This window comes from Dietzia aurantiaca (genome assembly GCF_021033825.1).
In the GTDB taxonomy this organism is placed as follows: domain Bacteria; phylum Actinomycetota; class Actinomycetes; order Mycobacteriales; family Mycobacteriaceae; genus Dietzia; species Dietzia aurantiaca.
This window is the reverse complement of the sequence record NZ_JAIFXZ010000015.1, coordinates 1-16965: the sequence shown is the minus strand read 5'-3', so window position 1 is coordinate 16965 and position 16965 is coordinate 1. Positions and strand designations below refer to the sequence as shown.

At 69.9% G+C, this 16965-nt stretch carries 17 protein-coding genes and 1 tRNA gene; 11 read left to right on the top strand and 7 right to left on the bottom strand.

Going from position 1 to position 16965, the window contains the following annotated elements; translation table 11 throughout:
• Positions 1–17 precede the first annotated feature (17 nt).
• The 3 genes from K3888_RS14395 to K3888_RS14385 all read right to left on the bottom strand — a co-directional run bounded on the left by K3888_RS14395 (position 18) and on the right by K3888_RS14385 (position 3163).
• Positions 18–1448 (bottom strand): alpha,alpha-trehalose-phosphate synthase (UDP-forming), encoded by a 1431-nt coding sequence (locus tag K3888_RS14395; RefSeq protein ID WP_230931050.1) that lies wholly within the window; start codon positions 1446–1448, stop codon positions 18–20.
• Between the two features lie 74 nt (positions 1449–1522).
• Positions 1523–1705: a hypothetical protein gene (locus tag K3888_RS14390; protein WP_230930970.1), complete on the bottom strand. Its 183-nt coding sequence runs from the start codon at positions 1703–1705 to the stop codon at positions 1523–1525.
• 75 nt (positions 1706–1780) lie between these two features.
• Positions 1781–3163: a threonine/serine exporter family protein gene (locus tag K3888_RS14385; protein ID WP_230930969.1), complete on the bottom strand. Its 1383-nt coding sequence runs from the start codon at positions 3161–3163 to the stop codon at positions 1781–1783.
• Between the two features lie 135 nt (positions 3164–3298).
• Between K3888_RS14385 and K3888_RS14380 the strand changes: the two genes are divergently transcribed.
• A tRNA-Thr gene (locus K3888_RS14380) sits at positions 3299–3371 on the top strand.
• A gap of 43 nt (positions 3372–3414) precedes the next feature.
• Entirely contained in the window at positions 3415–3798 is a 384-nt protein-coding gene (locus K3888_RS14375; protein WP_230930968.1) for an META domain-containing protein, read from the top strand.
• A 1-nt stretch (position 3799) separates the two neighbouring features.
• Here K3888_RS14375 and K3888_RS14370 read toward each other — a convergent pair whose 3' ends face one another.
• Complete coding sequence (locus K3888_RS14370; RefSeq protein WP_230930967.1) at positions 3800–4069, bottom strand: hypothetical protein; 270 nt, start codon at positions 4067–4069, stop codon at positions 3800–3802.
• Between the two features lie 69 nt (positions 4070–4138).
• On the opposite strand from K3888_RS14370, the gene K3888_RS14365 reads away from it, so the two are divergent.
• Both K3888_RS14365 and K3888_RS14360 read left to right on the top strand, forming a co-directional pair.
• Entirely contained in the window at positions 4139–4552 is a 414-nt protein-coding gene (locus K3888_RS14365) for a nuclear transport factor 2 family protein (RefSeq protein ID WP_230930966.1), read from the top strand.
• A gap of 18 nt (positions 4553–4570) precedes the next feature.
• A complete protein-coding gene (locus K3888_RS14360; protein ID WP_230930965.1) occupies positions 4571–4963 on the top strand; it encodes a nuclear transport factor 2 family protein in 393 nt (130 codons plus the stop codon).
• Positions 4964–4974: 11 nt separating this feature from the next.
• Here K3888_RS14360 and K3888_RS14355 read toward each other — a convergent pair whose 3' ends face one another.
• Positions 4975–5403: an HIT family protein gene (locus tag K3888_RS14355; RefSeq protein WP_230930964.1), complete on the bottom strand. Its 429-nt coding sequence runs from the start codon at positions 5401–5403 to the stop codon at positions 4975–4977.
• A gap of 127 nt (positions 5404–5530) precedes the next feature.
• Between K3888_RS14355 and K3888_RS14350 the strand changes: the two genes are divergently transcribed.
• From K3888_RS14350 to K3888_RS14340, 3 genes are all read left to right on the top strand, one after another.
• Complete coding sequence (locus K3888_RS14350; RefSeq protein ID WP_230930963.1) at positions 5531–6265, top strand: TetR/AcrR family transcriptional regulator; 735 nt, start codon at positions 5531–5533, stop codon at positions 6263–6265.
• 79 nt (positions 6266–6344) lie between these two features.
• Positions 6345–7601 (top strand): phosphoribosylamine--glycine ligase, encoded by a 1257-nt coding sequence (gene purD, locus K3888_RS14345; protein ID WP_230930962.1) that lies wholly within the window; start codon positions 6345–6347, stop codon positions 7599–7601.
• Between the two features lie 292 nt (positions 7602–7893).
• Positions 7894–9813: a calcineurin-like phosphoesterase C-terminal domain-containing protein gene (locus tag K3888_RS14340; RefSeq protein WP_230930961.1), complete on the top strand. Its 1920-nt coding sequence runs from the start codon at positions 7894–7896 to the stop codon at positions 9811–9813.
• A gap of 49 nt (positions 9814–9862) precedes the next feature.
• Here the strand turns inward: K3888_RS14340 and idi are convergent, their stop codons facing one another.
• A complete protein-coding gene (idi, locus tag K3888_RS14335; RefSeq protein WP_230930960.1) occupies positions 9863–10411 on the bottom strand; it encodes an isopentenyl-diphosphate Delta-isomerase in 549 nt (182 codons plus the stop codon).
• An 88-nt stretch (positions 10412–10499) separates the two neighbouring features.
• Positions 10500–11657 carry an acyl-CoA dehydrogenase family protein gene (locus K3888_RS14330; protein WP_230931049.1) on the bottom strand — a complete coding sequence of 386 codons (1158 nt, stop codon included), beginning with the start codon at positions 11655–11657 and terminating at the stop codon, positions 10500–10502.
• 188 nt (positions 11658–11845) lie between these two features.
• Here K3888_RS14330 and K3888_RS14325 point away from each other — a divergent pair, with 188 nt between their 5' ends.
• The 4 genes from K3888_RS14325 (at position 11846) to K3888_RS14310 (ending at position 16747) form a co-directional block, all read left to right on the top strand.
• Entirely contained in the window at positions 11846–13477 is a 1632-nt protein-coding gene (locus tag K3888_RS14325; protein WP_230930959.1) for an AMP-binding protein, read from the top strand.
• Between the two features lie 180 nt (positions 13478–13657).
• The gene (locus tag K3888_RS14320) at positions 13658–15283 is read left to right on the top strand and encodes an SLC13 family permease (protein WP_230930958.1); all 1626 of its coding nucleotides are present in this window, start codon (positions 13658–13660) and stop codon (positions 15281–15283) included.
• A 35-nt stretch (positions 15284–15318) separates the two neighbouring features.
• Complete coding sequence (locus K3888_RS14315; protein WP_230930957.1) at positions 15319–16494, top strand: aminotransferase class I/II-fold pyridoxal phosphate-dependent enzyme; 1176 nt, start codon at positions 15319–15321, stop codon at positions 16492–16494.
• A 109-nt stretch (positions 16495–16603) separates the two neighbouring features.
• Positions 16604–16747, top strand: a complete 144-nt coding sequence (locus K3888_RS14310) for a hypothetical protein (protein ID WP_230930956.1) — start codon at positions 16604–16606, stop codon at positions 16745–16747.
• Positions 16748–16965: the final 218 nt, after the last annotated feature.

Sequence of the window (16965 nt, the reverse complement as noted above, 5' to 3'; positions counted from 1 at the left end):
GAGACCGGTCCTGTGACTCAGGCGTTCGAGGTGGCGTCGAGCGTCGTGAAGAAGCGGCGCGCCCACGCGTGGACGTCATTGCCCAGCACCTGACGCCGTAGCGACCGCATCCGGCGGCGGCGCTCCTCGCGCGGGTCGTCGATCGCGGACATGATGGCGTCCTTGACGCCGTCCAGATCGTGCGGATTGCACAGATACGCCTGGCGGAGCTCATTGGCGGCGCCGGCGAACTCGCTGAGGACGAGCGCGCCCTCGCCGTCGGTGCACGCAGCCACGTACTCCTTGGCCACGAGGTTCATGCCGTCGCGCACGGGCGTGACCAGCATGACGTCGGCGGCCGCGTAGAACGCGGTGAGCTCCGACTTGGGCACGGGCCGGTGGATGTAGGTGACGACCGGCTGCCCGATTTCGCCGTACATGCCGTTGATGCGGCCGACCGACTCTTCGATCCGGGACCGCATGATCTGGTACTGCTCGACGCGCTCACGGCTCGGGGTGGCCAGCTGCAGCAGCGTCACCTCGGACGGGTCGAGGCGCTCCTCCTCGATCAGCTCCTCGAGCGCGCGCAGCCGCACGTCGATGCCCTTGGTGTAGTCGAGCCGGTCCACGCCCAGCAGGAGCACCCGGGGGGAGCCCAGCTCGTGGCGGAGCCGGTCGGCGCGGACCAGTGTCTCGCGGGCGCGGGCACTGCGGTCAACCGCCGCCGAGTCGATGGAGATGGGGAACGCGCCGACCCGCACCATGCGGTCGTCGACCCGGATCTCGGCGGCCTTGGTCTTACTTGACGTCAGGCGCACCGACGGGTGTCCGCGCAGCTTGTTGGCGAGGATGCGGAAGTTGTCCGCCCCACCGGGCAGGTGGAAGCCCACCAGGTCGGCGCCGAGCATGCCCTCGACCAGTTCCGCCCGCCACGGCAGCTGCATGAACAGCTCGACGGGCGGGAACGGGATGTGGAGGAAGAACCCGATGGTCAGATCGGGCCGGAGCTCGCGCAGCAGGCGCGGGACGAGCAGGAGTTGGTAGTCCTGGACCCACACGGTGGCGCCGGGGGCCGCCGCGTCGGCGGTGGCCTCGGCGAAGCGGGTGTTGACGTCGCGGTAGGCGTTCCACCATTCGCGGTGGTACTCGGGCGGAACCACCACGTCGTGGAACAGCGGCCACAGGGTCGCGTTGGAGAAGCCCTCGTAGTACTGCGAGATGTCCTCGGCCGACAGCTGGACCGAGTGGAGCCGGATGCCGCCGGAGTCGAACGGCTCCGGCGCGGCGTCGGGTACGCCGGGCCACCCCACCCAGGCGCCGTGGTTGGCCCTGAGGATGGACTCCAGTGCGGTCACGAGACCGCCGGGGCTGGCCTTCCAGTGCTCGGTGCCGTCGGCGTCGCGGACGAGGTCCACGGGGAGCCTGTTGGCGACGACGACGAAGTCGGCTCCCGCATCACCTGGGGTCATGCCGGAATCGCGTGTCACTCGTCTGCTCCCTGTCCGGTCACCGTCGGGTACTGCGCTCGCTGAGCTGCTGCCGCTTACTCGGCGACAGCAGGCTCGGGCGTCTCGGGGCCGATGCCGAGCATGTCGAGGAGCATGCGGCACTCCTCGGCGTCTTTGGCATAGGAGGCCACGACGAGGCGGGCCTGGTCCGCGGTCTCGTCTGCGACCGGCTCCAGGTCGTCGATCTCGGTCTCTTTGCTGTCGGCGGCGGCTGCCATCGATGTCCTCCTGTGGTCGGGGTCGGACCGCCGACGCCCGGCGTGGGGCGCGGAAGTCCTCTTTGCGATCCTACGTCACTGGTCGGCGGCTGCCGACCGGCGGAGATTGCGGGCCATCCACTCGCCGAACACGATGCCGGCGGCCAGTGCCAGTGCGATCGCCAGCGCCGTGAACATGAGGCCGAGACCAACACCGGTCTGGTCGCTCGTCAGGGCCGACAGGCCGCGGTAGACGGACAGGCCGGGCAGGAACGGGGTGATGCCGGCGATGGTTACCACCAGCGGCGGGACCGTCGCGATACGGGCGAGGATGCCGCCGACCAGGCCCATCGCGCACGCGGCGAGGGCGGATCCCACCACGATGTCGAACCCGGCGCCCAGGACCGCCTGGTAGATCGACATCCCCAGGGCGCCGACGCTCGCGGCGAGAAGGGTCGCCCGCACGGTGGCGTAGCTGGCCACCGCGAATCCGGCCGCGCCGACTCCCGCCGCGAGTATCGCCACGTGGACTGCGGCGTCGCCCTGGATCGCGGGGTCGATCGGGGGAGGGGAGAAGCCGAGGCGGCCGAAGAGTGCGAGCGCGATGGTGATGCCACCCAGGACGCCGCCGGTGAGGATCAGCGTCTCGACCCCGCGACCGGCCGAGGTGACGGGGAAGCCTGTGATGGCGTCCTCGATCGAGCCGACGAGTGTCAGTCCGGCGAGGAGGACGATGATGCCGGCGGCGACGAGTTGGGACGGTCTGATCTCGATGAACGCGCCCGCGACGAGCACGAAGGCGGCCAGTGCCCAGGCGGTGGCGATGAAACCGCCCACAACCTGCTGGAAGAAGGTCGGCAGTCGCATCCCGTCGAGGAAGCGGTTGGCGTACATCAGGGCGAACGTCGACACCATTGACAACAGGCCTGCCAGCGGGGTGCCGCCGAGCTGGATGACGACCGCGCACCCCAGCATCGCCCAGCCCAACACGGCCACCCGGAACGAGTGCGGGTGCGGGGATTCGATGATCTTCTCGACCTCCGCCGTGGCCTGGTCCACGGTGAGCTGGCGGCGCACGATGAGGTCGATCAGCCGGGCGACGCGTGTCACCCGGGTCATATCGACCGTGCGGTAGTTGACCACCCGGATGACCGACAGCGGCGGACGACCGCGCCGACGGTTCACGCCGATCGTCAACGACGTGAACGTCACCTCGACCGTCGCGCCGGGAAGACCGAACGCCGCGGCCACGGACTCGGCCTGCGCGACCGTGTCGGCCGCGCCCTCACCGGAGGACAACAGGATCCCGCCGATCTCCAGGGCGAGGTTGAGTACGTCGGTGACGGCGCCGTCGTCGTCGAGATCCACCGGCGCCATGGGCGACAGCGGCGGCTCCACCGCAAGATCCATCGCGGACTTGCGGACACCCAGCCACGCCAGTGGGCGGGTGAACCGGGAAAGGGCGTCGCGGGTCTCCACGTAGTGACACGGTAGTCGGGAGCGGCGGCGGTGGTCAGGTTAGGATGATCCCCGATCGCCGAGTACGCGACGGGGTCGTACCCGCCGGGCTTCCCGCCCGGGGTTCCGGGTGTCCGTCGCGTGGTCGAAGGTCATGCTGGAGTGGCGCAATTGGTAGCGCACCCGACTTGTAATCGGGCGGTTGCGAGTTCAAGTCTCGTCTCCAGCTCTCGTGCCGGTGGCCGTACCGGCGGCAGGGGACAGGAGTTCCGATGAAGCGCGCAGTTCCGATGAAGCGCGCAATCGTGGCCGGCGCCGCGGTCATACTCGGGGGCATGGTCCCGCTCTCCGGATGCGCCTCGTTCGACCCGCCGAAGGGGCCCTCTCCCGTCGGCCTCTGGGGAGCGCCTGACGGCCCCCACCTGGACCTCGGCGAGGACGGCCGGCTGTCCGGCTCCGACGGCTGCAACCGCCTCATGGGCACCTGGGTGGCCGAGGGCCAGACGGTCGAGTTCGTGGGGGTGGCCACCACGATGATGGCGTGCCTCGATGTCGACGACTGGCTCAGGCGCCTGCACACCGGCACGGTGGACGGCGGCGAGATGACGATCTTCGATATCGACGGCCGGGAGATCGGGCTGCTCGCCCGGCAGTAGGTCAGTCCGAGGCGAGCCTGCCCATCGCGGCCCACGCGCCTTCGATGCGGCCCCGCGCCGCGCGCAGTGCCTCCTCGGCCCCGGCGAGGTCGCCGAGCGCGGCCGCCAGTGATTCGTCGGTCGACCATGAGGAGCCGGAATCGACCCGCAGTTCAGCTGGGTCCCAGGTTTCGCTCGTGGCGCGAATGAGCGCGAGATCGTCGGCGAGAACCGCTATTGCTCTGGCGATTTCGCCCATCTGCGGGTAGATGTCCTGAGGTCGGGAGGTCATAGTAGAGGTACCTCGGAGGTCGGCGGGTAGGATGCTCTCATCAATGCTCGAATCGGGTACTGCTGAAGTGTGACGAGCATCGACCATATCCAGGGAGCGGGGCCCGAGATGGACCAGTCGGCCACTGATATCGCCACAGCCTGGATGAGGGCCGTCGTCTCGGGTGACGCGGACACAGCGATCGCGTTGTCGTCGTCGTCCATTGTCTACACCACGGGGCAGGTACGTCACTATTCCGGTCACCAGGGGATCCGCGACATCGTCTCGGATTTCGACAGGCTGTCCGGGATCCTCGAGGTCGCCGTTGAGGGGGAGGTCCTGGAGTCCGGCGGCGTGGTGGCCCTGCGTCGGATCGAGCGGTACCTGCTGCCCGGTGGCGGGATCGAGATCCGCGGGTGCTCGTTCGTGGAGGTCGAGGACGGGCTGGTCACGCGGTGGTCGGACTACAAGAGCATGGAGTCCCTCGACGCGGTCGCCGGGTAGTGGACGAAGGAGCGAGGGATGAGTGACCGGGAGATGTCCGGGCGCGGGCCCGCCGAGGTGGCGCGCGCGCTCGTCGACGCCGCGTTCTCGGGGAACTACGAGGCGGCCGCCGCGTGCTGCACGCCCGACCTGGAGCTGCGGATCGAGGGGATCCAGACCGTGCACGGGCACGAGGGGCTGCGGCACGTCATCGAGTTCAACGGCGAGGTCTCGACCGACGTCAGTGTGACGATCCACCACGTCCTGGCCGCCGGGGACACCGCGGCGCTCAACCGGACCACCCATCTCACCATCGGGGGCCGGGTCCTCGCGCTCGAGGTGGGCGCGTTCTTCGAGTTCCGCGACGGGCTGGTGTGCCGGTGGGTCGACTACCAGGACATGAGGATCGTCACCGACGCGCTCGGGCACTGAGCGCTCGGGGCTCAGGCCTCGGGGACGAACCCGCCGTAGCCCAGCTCGCGCAGTGCCCGGCGGAGGGTCTCGGCGGCGGCGTCCGACTTCTCGGCCGGGGCGTCGGGGTCGGCCAGCGACAGGTCGAAACCGGACATGTCGTTCGCGGGGAAGACGTGGATGTGCGTGTGCGGGACCTCGAAACCGGCGATGAGGTAGCCCGCGCGGGACGCACCGAACCCGCTCAGCACGGCCTTACCCACGGCCTGTGCGACCTCGTTCAGACGCGTCAGCAACGCGGGCTCGAGGTCGGTCCAGCGGTCCACCTCGGCCCGCGGAACGACGAGGGTGTGCCCGGGCGCGACCGGCGCGATGGTCAGGAAGGCGACCACCTCCGGGTCCTGCCAGATGAACCGGCCCGGTAGCTCACCGGCGATGATCTTGCTGAATACCGTCGACATGAATGCCAGCCTACGGACCCTCGCCCGCGGTTTCGGCGTCGTCGTGGCAACAAGTGGTCTAATGGTTTTGTATGGCCCCGCTCACGGGCGGAGGTCGCATGTCACAGCGAAGAGAAGGAGCGTCGCAATGATCGAGGCTCAAGTTCCCACAGCGGCGGACGCCGCGAAGGCGGCTCCAGTGAACGAGGGCGGCGGCAAGAAGAAGTCCTACCACCACGGGGACCTGCGCAACGCCATCATCCTCGAGGCCACGACCCGGGCCCGAGAATCCGGTGAGAAGGCGATCGTACTGCGCGAGATCGCCCCCCGGATCGGTGTCTCGGCAACGGCCGCCTACCGGCATTTCGCCAACCGTCAGCAGTTGGTCGAAGAGGTCTCGGGGCGAGGCTTCGCCGCGATGCGTGACCGTATCGCCGCGATCGAGCCGACGACGGCGACGACCGATCCCGTGCTGGCCGCCTACATCGACCTGCGCAACGCCGCGATCGCGGTCGTCGGTTTCGCCGTCGACGAGCCCGCCTGGGCGCGGATGATGCTCGAGACCCTCGGGGTCTCGTCCGTCGTCGCCGAGTCGGGCATGTCGGTGCGCGAGGTCATGCAGGACATCGTCGACCGCGGTATCGACGAGGGGGCCTTCCTTCCCGGGCTGCGGCTCGACGGCCAGCGGGCCATGTGGGCGGCGATCGACGGGCTGAGTGCGCAGGCGATGTTCGGGGTCCACCCCATGGACACCGAGAGCGCTGATCAGGCGATCGCGCGCACCCTCGACCTGTGCCTGACGGACCTGCTCACCGAGCGGGCCATCCAGGCCCGGGCAGCAGTCGACCTGCCTGCCGGGATCATCACCGACGCGCGGATCTGAACCTGCCCGGTCCCGGATCGCGGGGCGAACCGGCCGGGCCCGGGCAGGGCGTCGAGGTCGCGGCGCTACTGTAGGCGCTGTGCGCATTCTCGTGATCGGATCCGGTGCCCGTGAGCACGCCCTTCTCGTCGCCCTCGCGGCCGACCCGGTGGTGACGGAGCTCCATGTCGCGCCGGGAAACCCCGGCATGGCGCAGGCGACCAGTCATGACGTCTCGGTGACGGACCCCGCGGCGGTCACCGCGCTGGCCCGCCGGGTCGGCGCCGAACTCGTCGTCGTCGGACCCGAGGTCCCCCTCGTCGCCGGCGTCGCGGACGCCCTGCGCGCCGCCTCCATCCCGGTCTTCGGACCGTCCGCCGACGCGGCGCGCATCGAGGGATCCAAGGCGTTCGCCAAGGACGTCATGGCCGCCGCCGGCGTGCGCACCGCGCGCGCCGAGGTCGTCGACTCGCCCGCGGACCTCGACGAGGCCCTCGACCGCTTCGGCCCCACCTGGGTGGTCAAGGACGACGGCCTGGCCGCCGGCAAGGGCGTCGTGGTGACCGGGGACCGCGCCGTCGCCCACGCCCACGCGCTGGCCTGCCTCGACGACGGCCACCCGGTCCTGCTCGAGTCCTTCCTCGACGGCCCCGAGGTCTCCCTGTTCTGCCTCGTCGACGGCGAGACGGTCGTCCCACTGCTGCCCGCCCAGGACCACAAGCGCGTCGGCGAGGGCGACCGCGGCCCCAACACCGGCGGGATGGGCGCCTACACCCCGCTGCCGTGGCTGCCGGACGGCATGGTCGAACGGATCGTCACCGAGGTGTGCGAGCCCGTCGCCCGCGAGATGGTGGCACGTGGATGCGGATTCTCCGGGCTGCTCTACGCCGGGCTCGCGATCACCTCCAACGGGCCCGAGGTCGTGGAGTTCAACTGCCGCTTCGGCGACCCCGAGACCCAGGCCGTCCTCGCGCTGCTCGAATCGCCTCTCGGGCAGACCCTGCACGCCGTGGCCACCGGCACGCTCGCCGAGCAGCCGCCGCTGGTGTGGCGCGACGGCGCCGCGGTGACCGTGGTGCTGGCCGCCGAGAACTACCCGGGCGTGCCGCGTCGCGGCGACCTCATCGAGGGCGCCGAGCAGCCGGGTGTGCTGCACGCCGGCACCGCCCGCGACGCCGACGGCCACCTGGTCTCCGCCGGCGGGCGCGTGCTGTCGGTGGTCGGTACCGGCGCCGACCTGGCCGCCGCCCGCGCCGAGGCGTACCGCATCCTCGACGGGATCGGGCTGGCCGGAGGCCACTTCCGCCGTGACATCGGTCAGGCCGCCGAAGAGGGGCGCATCAGCATCCCCGGCTGATCCCTGGTGACTCCTGGCTGCCTCCCGGCCCACGCCGACGCGCCCGCCGGGAGGCAGGTCACTGAATCCTTACTTCCGCGCGCCGCCGGGCGCCCACAGTGTGGTCACACTGGTCCACTATGTGGAGCCCGGCAGCGATCGCTGATCGGTCATCGACAGCGTGTGGCCACGGTGATCACGGGTGGACGGTTCGTGTTCAGGTCCGTGCCCCCGCGACGACACTTCGATGTTCTGCCCGCTCCCTACGGTTCGACTTCGCAAGAAGCACTTCACTTTTCCTGAAGGAGAACCGATGTATCTGAAAGCGAACCGTGCAGGCGCCGTGCGCCTCGCCGGGGCTCGAATCGCGGTGGCCGGGGTGTCGGCCGTCGCCGCGGTCGGGCTGACCGTCGCCCCCGCCGTGGCCCAGGACGGCGGGAGCCTGCCCCTCGGATCGGTGAGCGGGGCCGACGGATCGAGCGGATCGCTCACCGGCTCGCTCGGCGACCTGCTCCCCGGCGGGCCCGGCAACGACGGCCTTTACGGCGGAGGCGTCCAGGTGGTCGACGGCGAGGCCGAGGACCCGGAGGTCCTCACAGGTCAGGTGTTCGACGACGCCAACAAGAACTCGCGGATTGACGGTGGGGAAGCCGGCATTCCGGGGGTCAGCGTCTCCAACGGCCTCGACGTGGTCCAGACCGACGCCGAGGGCCGCTACGAACTGCCGGTCCGCGGCGACTTCACCGCGTTCGTCACCCAGCCCGCTGGCTGGCAGGTGCCGGTCGACGAGCAGAACTTCGCCCAGTTCAGCTACAACCACTACCCGGAGGGCTCGCCGGAGCTGAAGTTCGGCGGCCTCGAGCCGACCGGAGATCTTCCGAAGGCCGTGAACTTCCCGATGGCGGCCTCCGGGGCCACCGCGGCTGCCGAGCAGTCCTGCGCGATCGCCTCGGATACCCAGGCCTACGATATGGAGGAGATGGAGTACGCGCGTGCCGGTGCGATCGCCGACCTCATGGCCCGCGACGACTACGCGGGCTGTGGCCTGCTGCTCCTGGGCGACAACGTGGGCGACGACCTCGCGCTGAACCCTGCGCTGAAGGACTCCTACGCTGCGGCGGGCGGCCCGGTGCGCGCAATCCCGGGCAATCACGACATGGACTTCGATGCCGCGGGCCCGGAGAACTCCGTCGACACCTACCGGCGCGACTTCGGTGCCCCGTACTACTCCTACGACGTGGGCCAGACGCACTTCGTGGGCCTGTTCAACGTCATCTACAACGGCGCGTCGGCCGATGGCGGCAACGGCGGGTACGCCGAGGCGATCACCGATGAGCAGCTCGAATGGCTCCGCAATGATCTGGCCACCGTGGACGAGAACACACCGATCGTGGTGGCCGCGCACGCCCCCATCGTCAGCTACACGGGGGTCGTCACCGACAACGCCAGCGAGCTCTACGAGATCCTGGCCGACTACCCGAACGCCGTGACCGTCGGTGGTCACACCCACACGCTCGAGAATCACATCGCGGGCGATCAGCGCGCCGAGTGGGCGGACGCGGGGATCCCCGAGCTGACCCACGACCAGGTTGTGGCAGGCGCGGTGTCGGGTTCCTGGTACTCGGGTGAGCTCAACGACGACGGCGTGCCGTACTCCTACACCTCGGACGCCGCGGAGCCGGGTGTATTGACCTTCGAGTTCGACGGCACCGAGCGGTCCGAGTACTACACCGTCCGGGGCGAGCCGCAGGACAAGCAGTTCCTCACCGGGGTCAACAGCCCCACCTGGCGCGCGTGGGCCGAGGAGGCTCAGCAGTGGCAGGACGACGACAAGGTGGGCGAGGGGCCCGGCCCGATCGCGACGGACTCCGTGTCGCTGGAGGACGTCCGCTCGGGTGAGTCCTGGATCTCGACCAGCTTCTTCGCCGGATCCACCGATGCCGACGTGAGCTTCTCGCTGGACGGCGGCGAGGCGACCGAGGGCACGCACACGCAGCCGGCGACCGGTGAGGCGCTCAACAAGGGGTGGGAGTTCACCGATCCGGTCTCGGCCACGCACAACCTGTCGAGCAGCGGGGCGATGGCGCAGGCGAGCCCGCACGTGTGGCGGTTCGACCTGCCGTCCGATCTCGAGGCGGGCGAGCACACCGTCGAGATCACCGGGACCGACCGGTACGGCGTGATCTACACGGACACGCTCACGTTCACCGTCGAGGCGGCCGCCGCCGAATAGCCGGCGCTGAACAGCCCGGCTGAACGGCCGGAGGTCACGCGGGTGGCGCTCAGCGGGAGTAGAGCGCCATCCGCGGAACCTGCGCCACCATCCACGGGCTGAACGCGAAGGGCGTGGCGTCGACGGCGGCGCGCACATCCTCGGGGCGAGCCCAGTGGTGGGCGCACACCTCGTCGGGGTGCGGGTTCAGCTCGGCGCGGATGCGGGCGGTGAACACCGGGCAGATCTCGTTCTCGACCACACCGGAGTCGTCGACGGCGCGGTAGCGGAATTCGGGGATCGCGGGCTCGATCGAGTCGACCCGCGTGCCCAGCTCCTGCTCCGCCCGGCGCACGATCGCCTCGGTCGGATCCTCGCCGGGCCCGGGGTGGCCGCAGAACGAGTTGGTCCAGATCCCCGGCCAGGTCAACTTCCCCAGTGCTCGTCGGGTCAGCAGGACCCGCCCGTCGTCGTCGACCAGGTGGCACGAGAAGGCCAGGTGCAGGGGAGTGGCATCGGTGTGGATGCCCGCCTTGTCGGCGGAGCCGACGGGGGTGCCGTCCTCGTCGAGCAGAACGACGTACTCGGCGGGGGCGGGGGAGTCAGAGTGCGGGGCCATGCGGCCCACCATAGGCGCAGGGCGGGACACGCAGCCGACCGCGCGTCCCGCCCCGGGGTGCCGGGCTCAGTTCGTCATGCCCGGCCCGTCATGCCCGCTCCGTCATTCCACGCGCGATCACCAGACGCTGGATCTGGTTGGTGCCCTCGAAGATCTGGGTGATCTTGGCCTCGCGCATGTAGCGCTCCGCCGGGAACTCGCGGGTGTAGCCGACACCGCCGAGCACCTGGACGGCGTCGGTGGTGACCTTCATGGCCGCGTCGGTGGCGGTGAGCTTGGCGATCGACGCCTCGCGCGAGTACGGGCGGCCGGCGTCCTTGCGGCGCGCGGCATCCAGGTAGGTGGCGCGGGCGGAGCCGACGGCGGCGGCCATGTCGGCGAGCAGGAAGCCCAGGCCCTGGTGGCCGATGATGGTCTTGCCGAACGCCTCACGCTCGTTGGCGTAGGCCACGGCGTCGTCGAGGGCCCGCTGGGCGATGCCGGTCGCGACCGCGGCGATCCCGAGGCGGCCCGAGTCCAGCGCCGAGAACGCGATCCGCAGGCCGTCGCCCTCGGCGCCGATCAGTCGGCCGGCGTCGACCCGGGCTCCCTCGTAGGACGCGGTGGTGGTGGGCACGCCGTTGAGGCCCATCTTGTCCTCGGGCCTGCCGAAGTGCAGGTTCTCGGTGTCGCGCGGCACGAGCAGGCAGGAGATGCCGCGCGAGCCCTCGCCGGTGCGCAGGAAGGTGTTGTAGACGTCGGCGATCCCGCCGTGGGTGATCCACGACTTGGTGCCGGTGACCACGTACTCGGCGCCCGGGCCATCACCCTCGCGGACAGCCCGGCAGCGCAGCGCCGCCGCGTCGGACCCGGCCTGCGGCTCGGACAGCGAGTACGCGCCGATCTGCTCGCCGGCGAGCAACCCGGGCAGCCACTCCGCCTTCTGATCGTCGGAACCGGCGGTGGCCAGCGGGAAGCAGGACAGTCCGTGCACGCTGGTGGCCACGGCGACGGCGGCCCAGCGCGCGCCGAGCTCCTCGAGTACCTGCAGGTACACCTCGTACGGCTGGTCGCCGCCGCCGAACTCCTCGGGGTAGGGCAGACCGAGCAGCCCGACCTCGCCGAGCTGCGCGAACAGCCCGTCCGGGTAGGTGTGGTTCCGCTCGTGCTCTGCGGCGATCGGCTCGAGCAGCTTGTCCGCGACGTCGCGGGTCATCTCGAGCAGCTCGTAGGCCTCGTCGGTGGGGAGCAATCGGTCCACGGCCATGGGGTCCTCCGGGGCGTTCGGTAGTCGTGCGTGCAGAAACAGCGCCATGCGAAAACAGATAGATGTTCCATTAGAGTGCACCGCCAGACTGCACCGGCGCCGCCGTGGCGTGCCAGCCCGAAACCGGGGGTGCCCGTCGGTGGGTGGTGGTGGCGCGGCATCCGGGCACTCGACCAGAATCGGTGGGTATGACCCAGAACACCGCGTCCACGCCCCTGTCGCCGGAGCAACTGCTGGCGATCTACGACGTCCCCGGCGCCAGTGCCGCGGAGTTCCTCTGCGACCGGCATGATCCCGAGGCAGTGGCCTTCACGGTCATCGACGCCGATCTCACCGGCCGCGACATCACGTACGGCGAACTGCGCACCGAGAGTGAGAAGGTCGCCGCCGCGCTGGCCGACCTCGGGGTGTCCGAGGGCGACCGGGTGGCCACGCTGATGTCCAAGTCCGCGGACCTGGTGTTCACGCTCGTGGGAATCTGGCGCCTGGGCGCCGTCCACATGCCGCTGTTCACCGCGTTCGCGTGGCCCGCGATCGAGATGCGGATAAACGGCGGCGACGCCAAGGTGATCATCTCCGACGCCGACCAGCGCGGGAAGATCGAGAAGGCGGACGTCCCGGTGGTCGTGGCCGGGCTCGTGGACTGCCCCGATGCCCGCGAGGGCGATCTGGACCTGGCGACCATCATCGCCGCCCAGGAGCCCGGCCGCCCCGCCGCGGTCACCGGTCCGGACGCCGGCATGGTCATGCTCTTCACCTCCGGAACGACCGGCACCCCGAAGGGCGTCGTGGTGCCGGTCCGCGCGCTGGCCGCGTTCCACCAGTACATCGAGACCGGCCTGGACGTGCGTGCCGACGACGTGTTCTGGAACGGCGCCGACCCGGGCTGGGCGTACGGCCTGTACTACGGCATCCTCGGCCCGATGGCGGTCGGCCGGCGCAGCCTCCTGCTGCACGCGCGCTACTCGCCGGAGTTGGCGTTCGCGGTGCTGCAGTTCTTCCACGTCACCAACTTCGCCGCCGCGCCCACCGTCTACCGGACGATGCGCGCCAAGGCCGACATCGCGCCCGCGGACGTGAAGCTGCGCCGCGCCTCGGCCGCGGGCGAGCCGCTCACCCCCGAGGTGATCGACTGGTCGATCGAGCAGTTCGGCGTGGAGGTCCGCGACCAGTACGGCCAGACCGAGCACGGCATGTTCATCATCAACCCGTGGCACGACTCGCTGCGCGAGGACGTCCGCCCCGGCTCGATGGGTGTGCCGTTGCCGGGGTGGACCTGCGCAGTCCTCGCCGCCGACGCCGACGTGCCGGCCCCGGCGGGCGAGCTCGGCCGGGTGGCGATCGACGTGCCCGCGAGCCCGCTCATGTGGTTCACGGGTTACCACGAGGCGCCCGAGAAGACCGCCGAGCGGTTCAGCAAGGACGGGCGCTGGTACTACACCGGTGACGCTGCCAAGCTCGACGACGACGGGCACTTCTACTTCTCCAGCCGCGACGACGACGTGATCATCATGTCCGGTTACCGCATCGGCCCCTTCGATGTGGAGTCGGTCCTGGCCAAGCATCCGGACGTCCTCGAGTCGGCGATCATCGGCGTGCCCGACGACCTCGCAGGCGAGGTCCTGGAGGCGTACGTGGTGCTACGGGACGGAGTGGAGGGCGACGACGACAAGGCCGCAGAGCTCCAGAAGTGGGTCAAGACCGAGTTCGCGGCGCATGCGTTCCCCCGCAGGATCCACTTCGCGCGCGAGCTGCCCAAGACCCCCTCGGGCAAGATCCAGCGCTTCCTGCTCCGCAAGGAGCGTTCGGGCCAGAACTGAGCAGCGCGCTACCCGCCGGGCAGCATTTTTCGCAGTGACGGCGACGGAACGTCGGTGGTGGCCAGCATCCCCCGGCGGTCGGCCGGTATGTGTGGTCCGGATGTGGACCCGGCCCGCCGACCGCTACCGTAGAGCCGCCCTGCACCGACTAGGACGGTGAGGCGCGACGAGGGAGATGACATGGCCGAGCACGACGACGGGAACGACGATCGCAAGATCGTGTTGGCCGCGCACCTACAGGGACTGGAGCCGGACCCCGACCGGGGTGCCGAGGTCGACCAGCGGTCGCCGGGCGAGCTCGACGAGGCGGTGCCCCGCAGCGAGTTCATCCGCTCGGTCGTCGGGGTGGTCGCGGGCGTGGCGGCAGCTCTGTTGGTCTACTTCGTCATGCCGGGCGACCTCGAGCACAACGCGCGGCTCACCGCCGCCATAGCCGTCCTGCTGGGGATCTGGTGGATGTCCGAGTGCATCCCCATTCCGGCGACCGCGCTGGTGCCCCTCATTGCGTTCCCCGTGCTAGGGGACGGCATCTCGGTGGACGACGTTGGTGCCCAGTACGGCAACAACATCATCTTCCTGTTCATGGGCGGGTTCCTCATCGCCATCGCGATGCAGCGGTGGAACCTGCACAGACGGATCGCGTTGCTCACCGTGCGCGCGATGGGGACCCGGTCCACGAGGGTGGTGGCCGGGTTCATGATTGCCACCGGCTTCCTCAGCATGTGGGTCTCCAACACGGCGACCGCGGTGATGATGTTGCCGATCGGTGTCTCCGTGCTCATGCTGGCCTCCGAACTCGGGCGGGAGGCCACGGCGGATGACGGCTCCGGGGCGTCCATGGACGAGGCCGCCAAGACCGTCATCCGGTCCAACTTCGGCACCTCGCTCATGCTGGGCATCGCCTACGCGGCATCGGTCGGGTCTCTCGCGACCATCATCGGCACCCCGCCCAACACCCTGCTGGCCGGGTATCTTGAGGCTGAGTTCGGCATCGTCCTGGGCTTCGGCCGGTGGATGCTGGTCGGACTGCCGCTCGCGGTGGTGATGCTGGTGTTCACCTGGTTCCTGCTCACGAAGGTGCTGTTCAAGCCCGAGCTGGAGGAGATTCCGGGCGGCCACGAACTGTTCGACGACGAGCTCCGCAAGCTCGGCACGACCTCGTCCGGGGAGAAGCGAGTCCTCGTGGTGTTCGTCGCGGCGGCCGTCGCCTGGGTGGCGGTCCCGCTGGTGTGGGATACCCCGCCCGTCACGGACGCGGGGATCGCGCTGATCGCCGGCCTGCTGCTGTTCCTGCTGCCCGCCGGAACGGCGCGTGGGGTTCGGCTGCTCACCTGGAACGCGGCCCTGGAGTTGCCGTGGGGCGTGCTGTTGTTGTTCGGCGGCGGTCTCGCGCTGTCCGCGCAGTTCTCCGCCTCCGGCCTCACCGTGTGGATCGGCGAGCAGGCCGCGGCGTTGGGGACGCTGCCGATCGTCCTCCTTGTCCTCGTCGCGGCCGGCGGGGTCCTGATTCTCACCGAGCTCACCAGTAACACCGCTACTGCCGCGACGTTCCTTCCGGTGGCCGGTGGCGTCGCCATCGGTCTGGGTGTGGACCCGATGCTGCTGGCCGTGCCTGTCGCCCTCGCCGCGAGCTGTGCGTTCATGCTTCCCGTGGCCACCCCACCCAACGCGATCGCCTACGGATCGGGGTACGTGACGATCGGGCAGATGATCCGGGGCGGGATCTGGCTCAACCTGTTCGGGCTGGTGGCCATCACCCTGGTCACCATGACACTGCTGGTGTGGGTGTTCGGGTTGACTGTGTAGCCACCCCCTCGAACGCGGACGCTAACGTCTGTGTCATGTCCGTCTTCCGCGAGCCCTCCCGCCGCTCGGCCGTCGAGCCGTTCCACGTCATGAGCGTCCTGGCCGCTGCGGCCCGCCGGCAGGAGACCCACGGCGATGTGATCTCCCTCTGTGCCGGGCAGCCCTCGACACCGGCACCCGGCCCGGTGCTGGCGGCCGCGCATCACGCCCTCGACACGGAGATTCTCGGATACACGGAGGCGCTCGGGATCCGTCCCCTCCGCGAGGCGATCGCGACGTATCACCGGCGACGGGACGGCGTGGACGTGACGGTCGACGACGTCGTCGTCACCACCGGGTCTTCCGGCGGCTTCACCGTGCTCTTCCTCGCCGCGTTCGACCCCGGCGACACCGTGGTGATGGCGCGTCCCGGCTATCCCGCCTACCGCAATACCCTCCAGGCGTTGGGGTGCCACGTGCGCGAGATCGCGTGCGGTCCCGAGACCCGCTACCAACCGACGGTCGCGCAGCTCGAGGCCGTCGCGGCCGAGCTCGGCCACGCACCGGCGGGACTGATCGTGGCCAGCCCCGCCAACCCCACCGGCACGATCATCGACTCGGACGAGCTCGCCGACCTCTCCCGCTGGTGCTCGGCGAACGGGACCCTGCTCGTCAGCGACGAGATCTATCACGGGATCACCTACGGCCGGGAGTGCGCGAGCGCGTGGCAGACCAGCTGCGACGCTGTGGTGATGGGGTCGGTGTCCAAGTACTTCTCGATGACCGGGTGGCGGGTCGGCTGGATGCTGCTGCCCGAGTACCTGCGCGATCCCGTTGACCGGCTGATCGGCAACCTCACCATCTGCCCGCCCGCCGACGCGCAGTTCGCGGCCGTCGCGGCGTTCACCGAGGCCTCGGCCGCCGAACTCGACGGGCATGTCGAGCGCTACGCCCGCAACCGTGAACTCGTGCTGCGGCGGCTGGGGGAGCTGGGAGTCGAGGAGGTGGCCCCACCGGACGGTGCGTTCTACGCCTACTTCGACGTGTCGCGCTGGACGGACGACTCGGTCGCCTGGTGCGCCGACGTCCTCGACCGGACCGGGGTCGCGCTCACACCCGGCGTCGACTTCGACACCGTCGATGGCCGGCACACCGTCCGGTTGAGCTTCGCGGGCAGTACCGGCGAGATCGCCGAGGCCATGATCCGGCTCGAGGCTGTGTTGGTGGACTAGCGCTGAGGGCTTAGCGCTGCTGGGTGAGTGCTCGTGGCCGAGTAGTCGTGGGCCAGCGCCGGAGGCGTAACTCACCCCACAGGTTGCCGCGGCGGGCTACCTTCACCCCATGGGTTCCGCAGAGATCATCACCATCGGCGTCTACATCCTTCGTCCGTGGCTACTGCTGCAGGCACCGCTGCCGGTCGAGGAGGTCTACCTCAACGCCTCGCAGATCTTCAACGGGTCCACCGGTGGGTCCATGGTCTCCTGATCGATCTGCTGGCCCCGCCGGACCTCGGTCTGCCTGGTTGCCGCCAGCCCTCCGTCGGTTAGAAGGGTGGTGGGTCGGTGAGGTTGTCGATGATGGTTTTGAGTTGGTTTTCCAGGGCGCTGTTGCCGGGTGGGTGGTAGCGGTGGTGGTTTCGGTTCCACCAGCGGCTGTGGCGGTGTGCTGGTAGGTCGATGATGGTCCGGGGTGAACCGCCCCAG

Bases quoted from the DNA above. Each gene is read 5' to 3' on its own strand.
- K3888_RS14355 (WP_230930964.1), bottom strand. From the start codon at position 5,403: ATGTCGACGGTATTCAGCAAGATCATCGCCGGTGAGCTACCGGGCCGG.
- K3888_RS14325 (WP_230930959.1), top strand. From the start codon at position 11,846: ATGACCCAGAACACCGCGTCCACGCCCCTGTCGCCGGAGCAACTGCTG.
- K3888_RS14320 (WP_230930958.1), top strand. From the start codon at position 13,658: ATGGCCGAGCACGACGACGGGAACGACGATCGCAAGATCGTGTTGGCC.
- K3888_RS14315 (WP_230930957.1), top strand. From the start codon at position 15,319: ATGTCCGTCTTCCGCGAGCCCTCCCGCCGCTCGGCCGTCGAGCCGTTC.
- K3888_RS14390 (WP_230930970.1), bottom strand. From the start codon at position 1,705: ATGGCAGCCGCCGCCGACAGCAAAGAGACCGAGATCGACGACCTGGAG.
- K3888_RS14350 (WP_230930963.1), top strand. From the start codon at position 5,531: ATGATCGAGGCTCAAGTTCCCACAGCGGCGGACGCCGCGAAGGCGGCT.
- K3888_RS14330 (WP_230931049.1), bottom strand. From the start codon at position 11,657: ATGGCCGTGGACCGATTGCTCCCCACCGACGAGGCCTACGAGCTGCTC.
- K3888_RS14340 (WP_230930961.1), top strand. From the start codon at position 7,894: ATGTATCTGAAAGCGAACCGTGCAGGCGCCGTGCGCCTCGCCGGGGCT.
- K3888_RS14395 (WP_230931050.1), bottom strand. From the start codon at position 1,448: ATGACCCCAGGTGATGCGGGAGCCGACTTCGTCGTCGTCGCCAACAGG.
- K3888_RS14360 (WP_230930965.1), top strand. From the start codon at position 4,571: ATGAGTGACCGGGAGATGTCCGGGCGCGGGCCCGCCGAGGTGGCGCGC.
- K3888_RS14310 (WP_230930956.1), top strand. From the start codon at position 16,604: ATGGGTTCCGCAGAGATCATCACCATCGGCGTCTACATCCTTCGTCCG.
- idi (WP_230930960.1), bottom strand. From the start codon at position 10,411: ATGGCCCCGCACTCTGACTCCCCCGCCCCCGCCGAGTACGTCGTTCTG.
- K3888_RS14375 (WP_230930968.1), top strand. From the start codon at position 3,415: ATGAAGCGCGCAGTTCCGATGAAGCGCGCAATCGTGGCCGGCGCCGCG.
- K3888_RS14370 (WP_230930967.1), bottom strand. From the start codon at position 4,069: ATGACCTCCCGACCTCAGGACATCTACCCGCAGATGGGCGAAATCGCC.